At 72.0% G+C, this 16,332-nt stretch carries 20 protein-coding genes; 13 read left to right on the top strand and 7 right to left on the bottom strand.

Annotated elements, in window-relative coordinates:
- Positions 1-37: 37 nt before the first annotated feature.
- The 5 genes from nadB to ACGH48_RS13685 all read left to right on the top strand — a co-directional run bounded on the left by nadB (position 38) and on the right by ACGH48_RS13685 (position 4,563).
- The gene (nadB, locus tag ACGH48_RS13705) at positions 38-1,669 is read left to right on the top strand and encodes an L-aspartate oxidase (protein WP_396288960.1); all 1,632 of its coding nucleotides are present in this window, start codon (positions 38-40) and stop codon (positions 1,667-1,669) included.
- Entirely contained in the window at positions 1,666-2,544 is an 879-nt protein-coding gene (gene nadC, locus ACGH48_RS13700; RefSeq protein ID WP_396288959.1) for a carboxylating nicotinate-nucleotide diphosphorylase, read from the top strand. Before nadB ends, nadC begins: the two co-directional genes overlap by 4 nt.
- Before the next feature lie 2 nt (positions 2,545-2,546).
- Positions 2,547-3,692, top strand: a complete 1,146-nt coding sequence (locus ACGH48_RS13695) for a cysteine desulfurase family protein (RefSeq protein WP_396288958.1) — start codon at positions 2,547-2,549, stop codon at positions 3,690-3,692.
- A gap of 93 nt (positions 3,693-3,785) precedes the next feature.
- The gene (locus ACGH48_RS13690) at positions 3,786-4,049 is read left to right on the top strand and encodes a hypothetical protein (RefSeq protein WP_148061798.1); all 264 of its coding nucleotides are present in this window, start codon (positions 3,786-3,788) and stop codon (positions 4,047-4,049) included.
- Between the two features lie 223 nt (positions 4,050-4,272).
- The gene (locus ACGH48_RS13685; protein WP_396288957.1) at positions 4,273-4,563 is read left to right on the top strand and encodes a hypothetical protein; all 291 of its coding nucleotides are present in this window, start codon (positions 4,273-4,275) and stop codon (positions 4,561-4,563) included.
- Here ACGH48_RS13685 and ACGH48_RS13680 read toward each other — a convergent pair.
- Positions 4,523-5,059, bottom strand: a complete 537-nt coding sequence (locus ACGH48_RS13680) for an MSMEG_6728 family protein (RefSeq protein ID WP_396288956.1) — start codon at positions 5,057-5,059, stop codon at positions 4,523-4,525. The genes ACGH48_RS13685 and ACGH48_RS13680 overlap by 41 nt on opposite strands.
- Before the next feature lie 88 nt (positions 5,060-5,147).
- Here ACGH48_RS13680 and ACGH48_RS13675 point away from each other — a divergent pair, with 88 nt between their 5' ends.
- Positions 5,148-5,744 carry an NAD(P)H-dependent oxidoreductase gene (locus ACGH48_RS13675; protein ID WP_263091315.1) on the top strand — a complete coding sequence of 199 codons (597 nt, stop codon included), beginning with the start codon at positions 5,148-5,150 and terminating at the stop codon, positions 5,742-5,744.
- Positions 5,745-5,861: 117 nt separating this feature from the next.
- On the opposite strand, the gene ACGH48_RS13670 is transcribed toward ACGH48_RS13675, so the two are convergent.
- Positions 5,862-6,914, bottom strand: a complete 1,053-nt coding sequence (locus tag ACGH48_RS13670; RefSeq protein WP_396288955.1) for a Gfo/Idh/MocA family protein — start codon at positions 6,912-6,914, stop codon at positions 5,862-5,864.
- Between the two features lie 286 nt (positions 6,915-7,200).
- Entirely contained in the window at positions 7,201-7,644 is a 444-nt protein-coding gene (gene aroQ, locus ACGH48_RS13665; RefSeq protein ID WP_123313893.1) for a type II 3-dehydroquinate dehydratase, read from the bottom strand.
- Between the two features lie 142 nt (positions 7,645-7,786).
- Here aroQ and ACGH48_RS13660 point away from each other — a divergent pair, with 142 nt between their 5' ends.
- The 5 genes from ACGH48_RS13660 (at position 7,787) to ACGH48_RS13640 (ending at position 11,795) form a co-directional block, all read left to right on the top strand.
- On the top strand, positions 7,787-9,457 hold the full coding sequence (locus tag ACGH48_RS13660) for a sodium:solute symporter family protein (RefSeq protein WP_340196505.1): 1,671 nt from the start codon (positions 7,787-7,789) through the stop codon (positions 9,455-9,457).
- Between the two features lie 22 nt (positions 9,458-9,479).
- A complete protein-coding gene (locus ACGH48_RS13655; protein ID WP_396288954.1) occupies positions 9,480-9,806 on the top strand; it encodes a hypothetical protein in 327 nt (108 codons plus the stop codon).
- Between the two features lie 72 nt (positions 9,807-9,878).
- A complete protein-coding gene (locus ACGH48_RS13650) occupies positions 9,879-10,133 on the top strand; it encodes a VOC family protein (protein ID WP_396288952.1) in 255 nt (84 codons plus the stop codon).
- 49 nt (positions 10,134-10,182) lie between these two features.
- Entirely contained in the window at positions 10,183-10,845 is a 663-nt protein-coding gene (locus ACGH48_RS13645; RefSeq protein ID WP_396288951.1) for a DNA-3-methyladenine glycosylase I, read from the top strand.
- A gap of 137 nt (positions 10,846-10,982) precedes the next feature.
- Positions 10,983-11,795, top strand: coding sequence for a DJ-1/PfpI family protein (locus tag ACGH48_RS13640; RefSeq protein ID WP_396288949.1), 813 nt, complete (start codon positions 10,983-10,985; stop codon positions 11,793-11,795).
- An 84-nt stretch (positions 11,796-11,879) separates the two neighbouring features.
- Here ACGH48_RS13640 and ACGH48_RS13635 read toward each other — a convergent pair whose 3' ends face one another.
- Positions 11,880-12,350: a GNAT family N-acetyltransferase gene (locus ACGH48_RS13635; protein WP_340196510.1), complete on the bottom strand. Its 471-nt coding sequence runs from the start codon at positions 12,348-12,350 to the stop codon at positions 11,880-11,882.
- Positions 12,347-13,150, bottom strand: coding sequence for a LysR family transcriptional regulator substrate-binding protein (locus ACGH48_RS13630; protein ID WP_396288948.1), 804 nt, complete (start codon positions 13,148-13,150; stop codon positions 12,347-12,349). Before ACGH48_RS13630 ends, ACGH48_RS13635 begins: the two co-directional genes overlap by 4 nt.
- Before the next feature lie 33 nt (positions 13,151-13,183).
- Here ACGH48_RS13630 and ACGH48_RS13625 point away from each other — a divergent pair, with 33 nt between their 5' ends.
- Together ACGH48_RS13625 and ACGH48_RS13620 are read left to right on the top strand one after the other, a co-directional pair.
- A complete protein-coding gene (locus ACGH48_RS13625) occupies positions 13,184-13,573 on the top strand; it encodes a DUF5997 family protein (RefSeq protein WP_123313886.1) in 390 nt (129 codons plus the stop codon).
- Between the two features lie 39 nt (positions 13,574-13,612).
- Positions 13,613-14,119: a hypothetical protein gene (locus tag ACGH48_RS13620; RefSeq protein WP_205462821.1), complete on the top strand. Its 507-nt coding sequence runs from the start codon at positions 13,613-13,615 to the stop codon at positions 14,117-14,119.
- A 12-nt stretch (positions 14,120-14,131) separates the two neighbouring features.
- On the opposite strand, the gene ACGH48_RS13615 is transcribed toward ACGH48_RS13620, so the two are convergent.
- Both ACGH48_RS13615 and ACGH48_RS13610 read right to left on the bottom strand, forming a co-directional pair.
- Positions 14,132-14,572, bottom strand: coding sequence for a phage holin family protein (locus tag ACGH48_RS13615; protein WP_396288947.1), 441 nt, complete (start codon positions 14,570-14,572; stop codon positions 14,132-14,134).
- Positions 14,573-14,767: 195 nt separating this feature from the next.
- Positions 14,768-16,243, bottom strand: a complete 1,476-nt coding sequence (locus ACGH48_RS13610) for an MFS transporter (protein ID WP_222658190.1) — start codon at positions 16,241-16,243, stop codon at positions 14,768-14,770.
- Positions 16,244-16,332 lie beyond the last annotated feature (89 nt).

The following is a 16,332-nucleotide window of genomic DNA, read 5'->3' as shown; positions in this document are numbered from 1 at the left end:
CCCGAGCCCCGAACCCGAACGACCGAGGGAGACCACCGTGCACGTCGTCATCGTCGGCTCCGGCATCGCCGGGCTGACCGCAGCGATCCGTGCCAGCGCCGTCCACGACGTCACCCTGGTGACGAAGGGTGCGCTCGCCGACAGCGCCACCGCGTACGCCCAGGGCGGCGTCGCGGTGGCACTCGGCGCCGACGACTCGGCGGCACTGCACCAGGCCGACACCCACGTCGCGGCCGCCGGCAGCGCCGATGCCCGCGCCGTCGAGGTGCTCTGCACCGACGGCCCCGCCAGGGTCCGCGACCTGCTCGCCCTCGGCGTACCGTTCGACCGCTCGACCGACCCGTCGTCCCTCGACCGGTACGGCGACGACCTGGCCCGCGGGCGCGAGGCCGCGCACGGCCGCTGGCGCGTCGTGCACGCCGACGGTGACGCGACCGGAGCGGCGATCGAGCGCACCCTCATCGACGCCCTGCACCGTCGACACGTCACGATCCTCGAGCGCACCTGCCTCACCGACCTGGTCGTCCGGGACGGCGCCGTCGTCGGGGTCGACGTCCTCGACCTGCTCGGTGAACCCCGACGGATCGACGCCGACGCCGTCGTGATCGCGTCCGGGGGAGCGGGACACCTGTACCGCGAGACGACCAACCCGCTGGTCGCGACAGGGGACGGCGTGGCCGCAGCGTGGCGTGCCGGGGCGGTCGTCGCGGACCTGGAGTTCGTCCAGTTCCACCCGACCCGGCTCGCGGTGCCGGACGGCGGGCTCGTCTCCGAGGCCGTCCGCGGTGAGGGGGCGGTTCTCCGCGACGCGCGCGGACGCCGCTTCATGACGGCGGTGCACCCCGACGCCGAGCTCGCCCCGCGGGACGTCGTCGCCCGCGGCATCGCCGCCGCCGTCCGCGACCAGGGCGGCGCGCCCGTGCTCCTCGACGCCACCGGACTCGGCGCGGACTTCCTGACCGGACGCTTCCCCGGCCTCACCCGGGCCACCCGCGCAGCCGGCTTCGACTGGACCCGACAGGGCGTCCCGGTGTCCCCGGCGGCCCACTACTCGATGGGCGGCATCGCCACCGACGCCGAGGGACGCACGAGCCTCCCGGGGCTCCTGGCGATCGGCGAGGCCGCCTGCACCGGGGTCCACGGCGCGAACCGACTGGCCTCGAACTCCCTGCTCGAGGGACTCGTCTTCGCGGTCCGCGCAGCGGACGCGGTCGCCGCACCGCGACCCGGCCTGCTCCGCCTGCGCGGGGACGCCGGTCTCCACGTGACCAGCGTGCCCCGAGCGGCCGACGCGATCAGCGCCTCCCGTCAGACCTGGCCAGGAGGCCCGGATCACCGCGACTCGACCACCGACGTCCGGCAGGCGGTCCAGACCGTCATGACGGAGCGCGTCGGTCTGCTGCGTGACGCGACCGGGCTGGCGAGCGCCCGGCGCGACCTCGACGCGCTCACCGCGCCCGCCACCGGCGGCGTGCGCGAGCACGAGGACCGCGCCCTGCTCGACCTGGCGCGGCTGGTCGCACTCGCCGCCGAGACCCGCACCGAGTCCCGCGGTGCCCACGCCCGTACCGACCACCCCGACACCGATCCCGCAGCCCCGGCCTCGTACGCCTGGGTCGCCGAACCCGTCGCCGAACGCGCCGCCGTCCCCCAGGAGGTCCCCGCATGACCATCGACCCCGGCACCATCCCGCCGCACGCCCTGCGCCGTGTCATCGAGACCGCGCTCGAGGAGGACGCGCCCTGGGGCGACGTCACCAGCGAGACCCTCATCCCGGCCGAGGCGACCGCGACGGCGACGCTCGCCGCCCGCGAACCCGGCGTGCTGAGCGGCGGGACGGTCTTCGTGGCGGTGATGCACGCGGTCGACCCGTCGATCCGCGCGACCCTGCACGCCGCCGAGGGGTCCGCGTTCGCCGCGGGCGACACGCTCGCCACCGTGACGGGATCGGCCCGTGCCGTCCTCCGTGCCGAGCGGGTGGCGCTCAACCTCGTGCAGCGCCTGTCCGGCATCGCCACCGTCACGGCGGCGCACGTCGCCGCTGCCGCGGGCACCACAGCGCGGATCGTCGACACCCGGAAGACCACACCGGGGCTCCGCTCGCTCGAGCGGTACGCCGTGCGCTGCGGCGGCGGGCACAACCACCGCACCTCGTTGTCCGACGCCGTGCTCGCGAAGGACAACCACCTGGCCGTGCTGCTCGCCGGCGGCATCGGCATCGGCGACGCGATCGTCGCAGCGCGGCAGCGCCTCGGGCACACCGTGCACGTCGAGGTCGAGGTGGACCGCATCGACCAGATCGAGCCCGTCGTCGCGGCGGGGGTCGACACGATCATGCTCGACAACTTCACGCCGGACGAGCTCGAGACGGGTGTCGGCATCGTCGCGGGTCGTGCCCTCGTCGAGGCCTCGGGCGGGGTGTCCCTCGACACCGTCGCGGCCATCGCGGCGACCGGGGTCGACGTCATCTCTGTCGGGGCGCTCACGCACTCGGCCCGAGCGCTCGACCTCGGGCTCGACATCGCGGTGACAGCCGGGGACTGATCGTGTTCTACCTGGACCGGGCGGCCACCACCCCCGTCCGCCGCGAGGTCCTCGAGGCGATGTGGCCGTACCTGACCGGGGTGTTCGGCAACCCGTCGTCGACGCACGGCGTCGGGGACGACGCCGCGCGCGGGCTCGCGGCCGCACGGGTGACCGTCGCGGGCGTGCTCGGCTGCCGGCCGGCCGAGGTCGTCTTCACCACGGGCGGGACGGAGGGCGCGAACACCGCGATCAAGGGGATCGCACTCGCCGCCCCGCGCGGACGCCACGTCGTCACGAGTGCGATCGAGCACGAGGCCGTGCTCGAGAGCTGCGCGTACCTGGCGCGGTTCCACGACTTCGAGGTCACGGTCCTCCCGGTCGCGCCGGACGGCCTCGTCGACCCGTCGGTGCTGCGCGCGGCGCTCCGGCCGGACACGACGCTCGTGTCGATCGCGCACGCCGACAACGAGGTCGGGACCGTGCAGGACGTCTCCGCGCTCGCCGCGGTCGCCCACACGGTCGGTGCCCGGTTCCACACCGATGCCGTGCAGTCCGCTCCGTGGCTGCCGGTCGGGCTCGACGTGCTCGGGGTCGACGCGCTGTCATTGTCCGGGCACAAGCTCGGGGCTCCGAAGGGGACCGGGGTGCTCCTGGTCCGCTCGGGGGTCCCCGTCGAACCCCTGCTGCACGGCGGCGGACAGGAGCGGGGCCGACGTTCCGGCACCGAGGACGTCGCCGGGGCGGTGGCGGTCGCGACGGCGCTCGGGCTGCTGTCCTCCGGTGCTGCTGCTGCTGCTGCCTCCGCCACCGCGACGACCGTCCGTGACGCCGTGCTCGACGGGGTGCTCGCCGCCGTGCCCGGGGCGTTCGTGACCGGCTCGCGCGAGCACCGGCTGCCCGGGCACGCGTCGTTCTGCTTCCCCGGGGTCAACGGCGAGACGGTGCTGCTCGAACTGGAGCAGCGCGACGTCGTGTCGTCGTCCGGCAGTGCCTGCGCCGCCGGCAGCACGGAGGCGTCGCACGTGCTCACCGCGCTCGGGATCCCGGACGAGGTCGCTCGGACCGCGCTGCGACTCACCTTCGACGGTTCCCTCGGCGTCGAGGACGTGCCGGTCGTCGTCGGCGCGGTCGCGGACGCCGTGGCGACGGTCCGTGCACTCGGCTGAGGGGTTGCACCTGGGGTGTACTAGACGTTCTACTCCATGAGTGGGGTCGTGTCCCCCCTTATGCGGACACGGAATCTGCGCCAGAGTGTCCACATGGCAAACGTGGTGATGACCCGGACACGACAGGACGACCGCTTCCGAGCGGTGCAGCTCCTGCCCGCGCCGGCGACCCTCGTCGCGCTCGCCCTGGCTGCGCAGCACGACCTCGGCACCGCCCCCCTCGGGCTGATCGCCGCCGTCGGAGCCCTCGCGACGGTCGGGAGTGCCCTGCTCCCCATGATCCGACCCGCTGCCGCTCGATCGATGCCCGCACCGATCGAGACGGACCGGTACCGAGAGGACACCGAACACCCTTGAGGTCCGACACCGCCCGGCTCCTCCAGTGACCCGGACGGTGCCCCAGACCGGATGTCGATACCCCTGATCGACATCCGGAGCGGGGCGCGACGTTCCCCCTGTCGTCGCGTCCCGCCGCACACCGCGACCCGCCGTGGGCCGACGTCGACCCCCTGAACGACGTCAGTTCCCCTGCAGCCCACGGCGGGCTCCCGGTGTCTCCCGCTCCCGCTACCGTCGGGGCATGCCCTCGTACCGCGTGACCCTGGCGATCGGCGCGCTCGCCGCCGGCACCACCCCCGACGCCGTCCTGCCCGCTGCGGCCCGGCTGGTCGCCGAGCACGCCGTGGTCGAGGCCCAGGACGTCCGTCTGCTGCGTGGTGTGCCGTGCGCGGTCGTCCGGTTCGAGTCCGAGGACGACGCCACCGCCGCGGTCGTGCGCGACGCGACCGTGCACGGCCTCCGTGACGTCATCGAGATCCGGTCCGACGTCGTCACGCGCCGCGACGGTGGGCGGTGGATCCCGGTGGCGTGACGGCCGCCGTGCTGCCCGGTGTGCCCGGGCCGTCCGGTGTACCCGGGCCGTCCGGTGTGCCCGGCCAGACGTAGTCCAGGTCGTCGGGTGCGTCCGGGAACAGCTCGCGGTAGTGCTCCGGTGCCTTCTGCACCAGCTTCGAGCGGTGCGACTCGTGCAGGGCCTCGTCGTCGTTCCACGGCGGGATCGGGACCTCGCCACGCTCGTACGCCGCCAGGTCCTCCGGCACCCGCCCGAGGTCCAGCAGCGTCTTCTCCAGGCACGTGTCCACGTGCCCGCGCTCGAGCCAGACGCGGCACGTCGCTTCCTGGTACGCCATCAGCGCCGGGCGGTAGCCGCGCCACATCGCGGTGACCGGGTGGTGCTGCCAGCCGTACCCCGGCAGCGTCAGGGCCCGCATCACCTGCAGGGTCTCGACGCGCTGCTTGCCGAGACGCCGGTCGTCGAGGACCTCGGCAGAGGCCCGGAAGTCGGCGTACGGCAAGAACGTCTGCATGCCGCGGACGGTACCCGCGAGCTCTGGCACCCGACACATGTCGTCACACGCCGACCGCCCCGGTGGCAGGAGTGTGAGCATCGACCGCATGAGTGGAGAACTGGTCGTCGGTGTCAGCGGTAGCCCATCGGACCCCTCGCGGACGTCCACCCTGGTCGCCGCCACGGTGGCTCGGCTCGGGCAGGAGATCGAGGGTGCCCGCACCGAGACCGTCGAGATCGGCCCGCTGCTGGCCGACCTCGGTGCCGCGTCGTCGCGCGAGGCGATGTCCGACCGCACCCGGGCCGCACTCGAGACCGTCGAGGCCGCGGACGTGCTCGTGGTCGGCAGCCCGGCGTTCCGCGCTGCCTACTCGGGCGCGTTCAAGCTATTCTTCGACTGGATCGGGCAGTACGACCTCGTCGACACCCCGGTCCTGCTGACCGCCACGGGTGGCAGTGACCGCCACGCCCTGCTCGTCGAGCACCAGATGCGGCCGCTGTTCGGCTTCTTCCAGTCCACGACGCTGCCGATCGGGGTGTTCGGCAACGAGCGCGACTTCACGAAGCGCGAGGGCGGCTACGACATCGGCAACGTCGACCTCGAGCTCCGCATCGACCAGGCCGTGCGCCGGGCGATCCCGATCATCCGCGGGGGCTTCGCCACGGCGGGCCTCACCGACGTGCGGCGTCCCGCCGACTTCTGAGCCGGAACGGCGGCCGCCGCCCGCGCGTTCCCGGTCGATTCGGGCATACCTGGCCTGAAGTTCTCGCCAGGTACGCCCGATTCGACCTTGCATCGCAGATGTCGTGGGAAAGAACGCCTACGGGGCGGGGACGGTGACCGTCTCGCCCGACGCCGCCGACCGGCGCGCCGCATCGAGCACCTCGACCACGTGCACCGCGTCGTCGACGGGCACCGGTACCGGGCCGAGCCCGCGGACGGCGCGCGCGAACCGCTCGTAGTAGTCCGTGTAGGAGCTCTGCGCCGACGGGACGTCGACCGTGCCGGACTCCGTCGTGAGGGTCCCCGACGAGGGTTCGACTCCCCAGGTCGACCGGTCGTCGGCGGGTGATGCGCCCGCCACCGCTGCCTGTGCCTGCACGTCGGTGCTCGTGGCCTCGTACGTGCCGTCGACACCGTCGAGGCGGAGCTGCCGTGCGCCCAGCCACCCGGCCTTGTTCGACGTCAGGACGGACTCGACGCCGGACACGTGCGTCGCTGCGAGCGTGAAGCCGGCGTCGATCGGGCCGTCCTGGTCGAGGCCGAGCGAGCGGGCATCGCGGACGTCGAGCGTGCAGGACACCCGGTCGATCGGTCCGAACAACGACACGGCCTGGTCGACCAGGTGCGATCCGATGTCGGAGAGCACGCCGCCGCCGATCCCCGTCGCGATGCCGTGCCGCTCGACCAGGTCGAAGCGGGACCAGAAGCGCAGCGGTGTCCCGACCCGTCCGGCGTCCAGCACGCTCCGGAGGGTGACGAGGTCGGTGTCCCACCGGCGGTTGTGGAAGGGCGTGACCACGACGTCGGCGTCGGCCGCGGCCTGCCGGATGGCACGCGCGGTGGTCGGGTCCGGGGCGAACGGCTTGTCCGCGACGACGGCGACCCCGGCGGCGATCGCCTGCAGGACGAGTTCGCGCCGGGTGGACGGGGGAGTGGTGACGACGACGGCGTCGACGCCCGCGGCGATCAGGTCACCGAGGGAGTCGTGCACGGTGACGCCGGGCAGGTCGGTCGCCAGCTGCTCGTGCTTCGCGGGCGAGCGGGCGACGACGCCGACGAGGTTGACGCCTGCCGCGTCCAGCAGGAACGGACGGTGGAACGCTCGCCCCCCGATGCCGTAGCCGACGAGCCCGATGCGCACTTTGTCCATACATGCAACCTAGCGCGCCCGGCTGGCGTTGGGAACGTTCCAATGGGGCGGACGGGAGGGCCGTGGCGGCCCCGCCACGGGCCTCCCGTCCGCCTCGTGCGCGCGTGACGGGCGCGACGTGCGCGACCGCCGGGTTCCACGACTTGCCGTCCGCGTGACGCCGAGGTTCCACGACTTGCCGTCCGCGTGACGCCGAGGTTCCACTCCTGGACGGCGGCGCCGCCGAGGTTCCGAGATCTCGGAACCTCGGCAGGGCGAGAACCGCCTCGTGCGCGCGTGACGGGTGTCAGGCGATGAGGGACGCGACGTGCGCGACCGCCAGGCGGTACCCGTCGGCGCCCGCGCCGGCGATGACCGCCGTCGCGGCGGTGGCGACGTGGTCGACGTGCCGGAAGGGCTCGCGCTTCCACGTGTTGGACAGATGCACCTCGACGACGGGGACGGACAGCGCCTCGACCGCGTCGTGCAGCGCGACCGAGGTGTGGGCGTACGCCGCGGGGTTGATCACCACGGCGGCGAAGTCGTCGAGGGCCTCGTGCAGCCACTCGACCAGTTCGCCCTCGCGGTTCGTCTGGCGGAAGTCCGCGTCCAACTCGTGCACGGCTGCCTCGGTGTGCACGATCGCCTCAAGCTCGGCGAGCGTCACGGTGCCGTACTGCTCCGGGTCGCGCCGACCGAGGATGTCGAGGTTCGGTCCGTTGAGGACGAGGATGCGCGCCTGGTCGGTCATGGGGTGAGCCTAGCGATCGCGGACCGCCGGGCACCGTCGACGGACACATGCCTCGGCTATGTGAACGGTCACAATTCGGTGTAACGTCTTCGTCCGGGTCGGCGGAGTTGTCGACTGCAACACACTGACGTGGAGATGTTGAATGGTTCTCGCTGCAGCGAACGAAGGGATCCGGCTCGACTTGGGCTGGGTCGACTACCTGATGATCATCGTGTACTTCGCGGTCGTCATCGGGATCGGGTTCACCGCCCGGAAGCAGGTCCGGACGAGCATGGACTTCTTCTTGTCGGGTCGGTCGATGCCCGCCTGGATCACCGGTCTGGCGTTCGTGTCCGCGAACCTGGGCGCGACCGAGATCCTCGGCATGGCCGCGAACGGTGCCCAGATCGGCATGGCGACCCTGCACTACTACCTGGTCGGCGCGGTGCCGGCCATGGTGTTCCTCGGGCTCGTCATGATGCCCTTCTACTACGGGTCGAAGGTCCGATCGGTGCCGGAGTTCATGCTCCGCCGCTTCGGCAAGGCCCCCCACCTGGTGAACTCGATCGCGTTCGCGGTGTCGAACGTGCTCATCGCGGGCATCAACCTCTACGCCATGGCCATCGTCATCGAGGCGATGCTCGGCTGGCCGGAGTGGTTGGCCATCGTCGTGTCCGCCGGCTTCGTGCTCGTCTACATCACCCTCGGCGGGCTCTCCAGCGCGATCTACAACGAGGTCATGCAGTTCTTCGTGATCATCGCCGGGCTCATCCCGCTGACGATCGTCGGCCTGCACCGCGTCGGCGGCTGGGACGGCCTGAGCAAGGCGATCACCGAGACCCAGGGCGTCCAGCACCTGCAGGCCTGGGCCGGAACCGGCTTCGGTGACGTGACCAACCCGATCGGTGCCAACTGGCTCGCGATCGTGCTCGGCCTGGGCTTCGTCCTCGGCTTCGGCTACTGGACCACCAACTTCACCGAGGTGCAGCGCGCGTTCTCGGCGAAGAACATGTCCGCAGCGCGCCGGACCCCGCTCATCGCCGCGATCCCGAAGCTGTTCATCCCGGCCATCGTCGTGATCCCCGGTCTCATCGCCGCGGCGGTCGTCGGCAACCAGTTCGCCGACGGCTCACTCACCTACAACGACGCGATCCCGAAGCTCATCCAGATGTACCTGCCGACCGGTGTGCTCGGCGTCGCGGTGACCGGCCTGCTCGCGTCGTTCATGGCCGGCATGGCGGCCAACGTCTCGTCGTTCAACACCGTCTTCACGTACGACATCTGGCAGCGCTACATCAAGCCGAACATGCCGGACGTCCACTACCTGAAGACCGGTCGCTGGGTCACCGTCGTCGGTGTCCTGGTCGGCATCGCGACCGCGTTCATCGCGGCCCAGGCGTCGAACATCATGACGTACATGCAGACGCTGTTCTCGTTCTTCAACGCGCCGCTGTTCGCCGTCTTCATCCTCGGTCTGCTCTGGAAGCGGATGACCACCCAGGGGGCGCTCTGGGGCTACGTCCTCGGCATCGTCACGCCGACGATCACCTGGATCGCGTACCTCGTGAACCCGGACCTGTTCGCCACCGCGACCGCCGAGACCCTGTACGGCGCCATCATCTCGTTCGTGACCGTCCTGGTCGTCGGGTTCATCGTCTCGATGTTCACCACGCCCAAGGACGAGAAGGAGCTCGGCGGTCTGGTCTACGGCATCGGCAAGATCGACCTGCACGGCGACTCGGTGGCCACCGACACCGCCTGGTACCGCTCGCCCGCCCTGCTCGGCACGGTCGCACTGATCCTGTGCGTCGTCCTGTACCTGCCGTTCCTCTGATCCGCGAAGGAGATCACCGACCATGAGTGACACCACCACCCCCGGCGCGCTGACCGAGGAGCAGAAGGCCGCCCTCGTCCGCTCGACCCGTCGTCTCGACCTGCGCCGCATCCTCGGCGGCCTGTTCGTGCTCTACGGCGTCATCGTGACGATCGTCGGCATCGTCCACTGGGACACCGATCCCGAGAAGACCGGCGGCATCCACATCAACCTGTGGGTCGGACTGTCGATGCTCGTCGGCGGCCTGCTGTTCTTCCTCTGGGACCGCCTGAACCCGGTGCCGGCCGAGGACATCATCGGCCAGGCCGAGGCCGAGGCCGACCAGAAGGCCGCCGGCGAGGGCCGCTGATCCGACCCGGAACGACGAACTCGCTGTCGTACGACATCGAGTTCGTCGTTCCGCGTCGACGGCGGCGATCGCTTGTTCGCCGACTTCACCGACAAGGCGATCGCCGACGCCAGCACCGTCGAGGTGATCAACTCGCTGACCGCCGGGTCGAAGGACGAGGTGCACCGCATCGTCGACGCCGCCGTCGCGGCCGGCGGGAGCGAGGACCGCGCGCCGATGGACCTCGGCTTCATGTTCCAGCGGAGCTTCACCGACCCGGACGGCCACCGGTGGGAGTACGTGTGGATGGACCCGCAGGCCGCCCAGGACGGCCCGCCGGCCGAGTGACCACACGGCAGGCGACGACGGTGTCGGCGGCGCACACCAGGATGGTGCGATGAGCACCGAGCCCGCATCCACCGAGCCTGCATCCACCGAGCCCGCATCCACCGAGCCCGCCGCAGCGCCCCACTCCGACCTGGTGGTCGGCGACGACGGCCTCGCCCGGCCGGTGTGGGCATCGACGGACGAGCTGCTCCGCGACTACTACGACACCGAGTGGGGCATGCCCGTGCGGGACGAGCGCGGGGTGTTCGAGCGGCTGTCGCTCGAGGCGTTCCAGTCCGGCCTGTCCTGGCGCACGATCCTGGCGAAGCGTCCGGCGTTCCGTGCGGCGTTCGCGGACTTCGACCCCGACACCGTCGCGGGCTTCGGCGAGGACGACGTCGCTCGGCTGATGGCCGACGCCGGCATCGTGCGGAACAGGGCGAAGATCCTCGCGACCATCACCAACGCGAACGCGACGATCGCCCTGCGGCAGGACGGCGGGCTGTCCGACTTCGTCTGGTCGTTCCGTCCGGCGACGACGCCCGAGCCGGAGTCGTACGCCCAGGTCCCGACGACCTCCGACGAGTCCGTCGCACTGTCGAAGGCACTGCGGAAGCGTGGCTTCGCATTCGTCGGTCCGACCACGATGCACGCCCTGATGGAGGCACTCGGCATCGTCGACACGCACCTGCTCGGCAGCCACCGGCGGGGGACCTCGGGCGTCTGGAACTGACCAGGACGGCGACCCCACCGACCGAGGACGGCGACCCCACCGACCGAGGACGCCGACCCCACCGACCGAGGACGCCGACCCCACCGACCGAGAACCCGACTCCACCGTCAGCGACCGCACCGGGCTAGGGTCGCGGCATGAGCACCGACCAGCCGAACCCGCGCGTGCGTCCTGTCCACCCGGTCGACGCCGACGTCGTCGATGTGCCGGCCGACGTGCCCACCCCCGTGCCGGACCCGGCCGGGGACTCGGCGACGGAGCCGGACCACGACCCCGCCGAAGTCCGGATCGCCTTCCTGCTCTTCCCGGACCTGACCCAGCTCGACCTCACCGGCCCGGCGCAGGTGCTCTCCCGCGTGCCCGGCGCACGCGTCGAGTACGTGGCGGCGACGCTCGACCCGGTGCCGACCGACTGCGGGTTCGCGCTGGTCCCGACGACGACCCTCGCCGAGGCGGGTCCGGCGGACGTCCTCGTGGTCCCGGGCGGTGACGGCGCCTTCGACGCGATGCTCGACCCCGAGGTGATCGGGTTCGTGCGGCGCGAGGCGGAGCGTGCCACCTGGGTGACCTCGGTGTGCACGGGTGCGTTCGTGTTGGGTGCCGCTGGGCTCCTCGCCGGCAAGCGCGCGACGACCCACTGGGCGTCGAAGCCCATGCTCGAGGCGTTCGGGGCGCAGCCGGTCGACGACCGCATCGTCGACGACGGCGCGGTGGTCACCGCGGCCGGCGTGAGCGCGGGCATCGACATGGCGCTGTGGCTGGCGGCCGAGCTCGCGGGGCAGCCGGCGGCCGAGGCGATCCAGCTGCAGATCGAGTACGACCCGCAGCCGCCGTTCGACGCGGGCTCCGCGGAACGCGCCGACGCCGTCGTGGTCGCCCGTGCACGGGCTGCGGCCGAGGCAGCGCGCGGCGACCGGGTCACCCGCGCAGCGGCCGCGGTCCTGCTGTGACGACACCGCTGCCGTGACGACACCGCTGCCGTGACGACACAGCTGCCGTGACGACGCACCCGCCGCGACGAAGCGGCAGCGCGCTCAGACCAGCGGCTTCTGCATCTGCGTCGCGGTGACCTGGTACCCGAGCGCGGCGTACAGCTCCTGCGCGCCCGTGTTGTAGCCGAACACGTTGAGGCCGATGCTCGTCGCGCCGTGCTCCGCCGCAGCCCGGTGGCCGAGTTCGAGGGCACGGCGGGCGTGTCCGCGGCGACGGTGCGGTTCGTCGATCTCGACGTCGAACACCCACCAGTCGGTCCCGCCGGGCGCGAACGGCCCGATCCACAGGTACCCGACCGCGGTGTCGTCCTGGTCGAGGACGTCCCACACCAGGTGGCCGTCGGCGGGGGACCCGTCCGGGAACCACTGGTCGAGCGACTTCTGCTTGTTCGCCTCGGCCTGCTCGCGGGTCTCGCCCGCCTGCATCCGCGACGCCACGTACTCGGCCATGGTCCGGTCGAGCCAGGCCGGGAGGCGCGTGGCCGGCATGACCCGCAGGCGCGTGTCCGTCATCGGTTGCCCTTGGAACCCCGGCTCGGCTTGCCGCGCATCTTCCCGCGTCCGGGGGTGGGCCCCTTGCCGGTGTTGGACTTCTTGCCGCTGCCGGACTTGCCGCTGCCGGGCGACTTGGCCTTCGCCTTGCCGCCACCGCCGGCGCCCGCTCCGCCCTTGCCCGCTCCGCCCTTGCCGGACCCGCCGGAGCCGCCGCCTGCCTTGGAGTCGGCGCGCGCCGCACGCAACGCCTCCTCGACGTCGCGATCTGTGCCTGTCGGCTGGTTCCGCGAACTGTTGGCGGTCCGTCCGCGCACCACGCCGATGAACTCCTCGGTGGTCTCGGTGGCGTCCTCGTCGCGCCAGACCAGCGCGATCTGGGTGCCGGGCGCGCCGAAGAGCGGGCGAGCGACGAGGTCCTTGCGGCTCGCCGCGCGGAAGAGCGACTGGGGGAGCACGACGACACCGACGTTCGCCTCGACCAGGTCGAGCGCGGCAGCGATGTCGGCCGGCACCGGACCCGCGTCGACGACGTGCACCTCGGCGTCGGTGAGGTCCACCTCGGCCAGGTCGGCGAGGGGGGAGTCCTTCGGCATCGCGACCACGGCCGTCTCGGTCCAGAGCGGGATGGCGTTGTGCTGCTCGGAGACGGGCATGCGAGCGAAGACCATGTCGACCTCGCCGGCGAGCGTGTCGTCGACGTCGTCGGACCCGATCGGCCGCAGCCGCAGCTCGATCGAGGGGTGCCGATCCCGCCAGACACGGGCCCACTTGGCCGGGGAGACCCCGGGCACGAATGCGATGGTGAGTGCCGCGGTCATGCAGACGAGCATAGGGGCCGTACTCTAGGGGGCATGGCGCAGGAACAGACCATGAAGCCCGAAACGGCTGCGAAGAAGCTCGGCATCTTGCTGGCGGCCGCTCCGGAGTCCTTCCAGGGCGCTCCCGTCACACGGACCGCCTTCGACGAGCTCCGGACCGAACCCCCGACGTGGCTCGAGGACCTCCGTCGCGACGGCCCGCACCCGCGACCCGTCGTGGCGCAGAAGCTCGGCATCTCCATCTCGGGGCTGACCCGTGCGGGGATCGACGACGCCCTCACCACGGCGGAGATCAAGTCGCTGCTCGAGCAGAAGCCCGAGTGGCTCGTCCGCGAGCGCGAGACGCAGGCCGCCGTGCACGCCGAGAACGCCCGCGTGAAGCAGGAGCGCGCCGCCAAGGCCGCTGCCCGCGCCGAGGACTGATCCGCCCGGCACCACGCCGCCGCACCCGAGGACACGCACGTGCACGAGACCGTCGCCGACGCCATGCTCGTCGTGCCGCAGTTCGCGTCGGTGTGCTGCATCGTCGGCGACCGGTACCGCCCGCGCCCCGGCGTGATCGTGCCGGCCGCGGTGATGCTCGTCGCGATGCTCATGCCCGTGGTGCACGCGGGTGCGGTGTGGACGCTGTTCGCCGCGACGCTCCTGCTGCTGCTCGCACCGCTGCCGGTGATGCGCCGACGCCGCGCGGACGGCCGCCGCGCCGAGCCGATGGACGTGCACCGCGCGCTGTCCGCGGTCGTGATGGCCGGCATGCTCCTGATGGGCCACGCGACCGGTGTCGCCGACGGCCACGCCGGCCACGGCATCGCGCTGTCCGCGGTGCTCGGCGCCGGGGTGATCGGCTACTGCGCCTTCAGCGGGTGGCTGCTGCGGCACGAGTGGGCGCAGGAAGACCGTCGTGCGGTCCGCAGCGGCGAGGTCTTCGCGATGACGGTCGCCGTCGTCGGCATGACCCTCGCGATGTAGCGCCGCCGGAGCTCAGTCGGCCGTGGTCGTCGCGTCGCCCGTGTGCGTGACGCGGTCCTTCGCAGCGCGGATGGTGTCCTTCGGCACCGGCGGCACACCCCGTCGGATGCCACGGAGCCCGACCACGAGCAGGATCGCGGTGACGACGGCGAACACGACGAAGGTGATCCCGATCGCGGCCCAGACCGGCAGCGCCAGGGCGAGGAGCGCCACCACGAGGCCGGCCAGCAGCCCGAGGGTGGTCAGCGCGAAGGCCACCGCGGCGCCCGTGAGCACCAGCCCGGTCTTCGCCCCGTTCGCCCGCTCGCTGATCTCGCGCCGAGCCGAGGCGACCTCGTCGCGGACGGCGCGGAGCACGGGTTCCAGGGCCTTCTGCACCAGGCCGGCGGTGACGGTGTCGCGGAAGGACGGCTTGCTGCTGGTCGTGGTGTCGTCGTGGTCCGTGGTGCTCATGGGTCTCCTGTCCGGGCGCGGTGGTCGCGTCCACCTGCTGTGACGCGTCCGGTCCGATGATCGTCACGTTCGTGACGGCGTGCTCGGTCGCTTCCCAGCTTGCGGAGCCGCCGGTGGCGGTGGGCGCGACCGCCGGGAGGCCCGCCCCGCGTCGACGACGCAGGACGGGCCTCCCGGGTGGTCGGGCCGAGTGCCCTACTCGGCGATCTCCTCGAGGTCGTCGATGCCACGTGCCGCGGCCGCTGCGCGGCGCGCGCGCATCGACGGGGCCGCGAGCGCGGCGAGGACGGCGAGGACGGCGACGCCGGTGCACGCCCAGAACCCGATGGTGAAGGCGTCGTCGGTCGGCAGGCCCTGCGGGGTGCTGTGCGAGGTGATGAGCGCCGCGATGACGGCGGTGCCGACGCTCGAACCGATCGTGCGGACGACGGTGTTGGCGCTGATCGCCTCGCCGGTCTGGTTCGCGGGGACGCTCTCGATGATGGCGTTCGAGCACGCGGCGAGGGCCAGGCCGATGCCGATCCCGGTCAGGATGCCGGAGACGACGACCTGCCAGAGCTCGCCGTGCGCGATCGCGGGCAGCAGGAACGCGGCGACGATGGCGATCCCGCCCAGCAGCATGGGCGGTTTCGGGCCGACCTTGCGGACGAGGATGCCGGCGATCGGTCCGGCGACGATCATCATCAGGACGGTCGGCAGCAGGAAGAGCCCGGCCTGGGTGACGTCCTTGCCGAAGCCGTAGCCGAGCGCGCTCGGCAGCTGCAGCAGGGTCGGCACGAGGACGAAGGTGCCGAACATCGCGAAGCCGAAGACGAGCGCGACGACGTGGGCCGTCCAGACGCCGCGGACGGCGAACAGGCGGACGTCGATGAGCGGTTCGGCGACGCGGAGCTCGACCAGGACGAACACGACCAGTGCGACGGCGCCGAGGACCAGCAGACCGATGGTCTTGCCGTCGCCCCAGCCCCAGGTCTCGCCCTCGCTGACCGCCAGCAGGATCGACACGAGCGAGACGGCGAGGACGAAGGTGCCGACCATGTCGAGGCGGCCGGGCTTGCGGACCGGCGACTCCGGCATGCCGAAGACCGCGCCGAGCAGGGCGATGACGACGAGCACGGCGGGCAGCCAGAACAGCCAGTGCCACGACAGGTGCTCGACGATCGGTCCGGCGGCGACGATGCCGACGCCGGCACCGATGCCGAAGATCGCGGAGAGCAGACCGATCGTGACGCTGACCTTCTCCTTGGGCAGCTCGTCACGGACGATGCCGATGGACAGCGGCATCACCGCACCGGCGGCGCCCTGCAGCGCACGGCCGACGATGAGGACGCCGAGGTTCGGTGCCAGCGCGGCGAGCACGGCGCCGACGAGCAGGATCGAGAGCACGACGATCAGGACCTTGCGCTTGCCGATCATGTCGCCGAGACGCCCGAGGATCGGCGTGAGCACCGAGGCGGACAGCAGGTAGGCGGTGAGCACCCAGCTCGTCGCGCTCGTCGAGGCGCCGAGGTCCTGTCCGATGGTCGACAGCGCCGGGGCGACGAGCGACTGCAGGACCGCGAACGACAGACCGCCGAGGGACAGGTAGACGATGATCGCCGTGCTGTTCGGCCGGTGCCCGGTGGTGGTGGGGTGCGAGCCTGTGCGCGGGCTCTGCATGGTGTCGGTCATCGTGCTCCGTGTCTGGGTGTTGTAAACAACTGCTGACTTGATGAGGGTACGCAGTTCTCGCGTGATGTCAACACTTGCTTACATCCCGG

Source organism: Curtobacterium pomorum (genome assembly GCF_044497295.1).
GTDB lineage: Bacteria > Actinomycetota > Actinomycetes > Actinomycetales > Microbacteriaceae > Curtobacterium.
The sequence above is the reverse complement of the archived record's forward strand: the minus strand, read 5'-3'. Positions and strand labels throughout refer to the sequence as shown.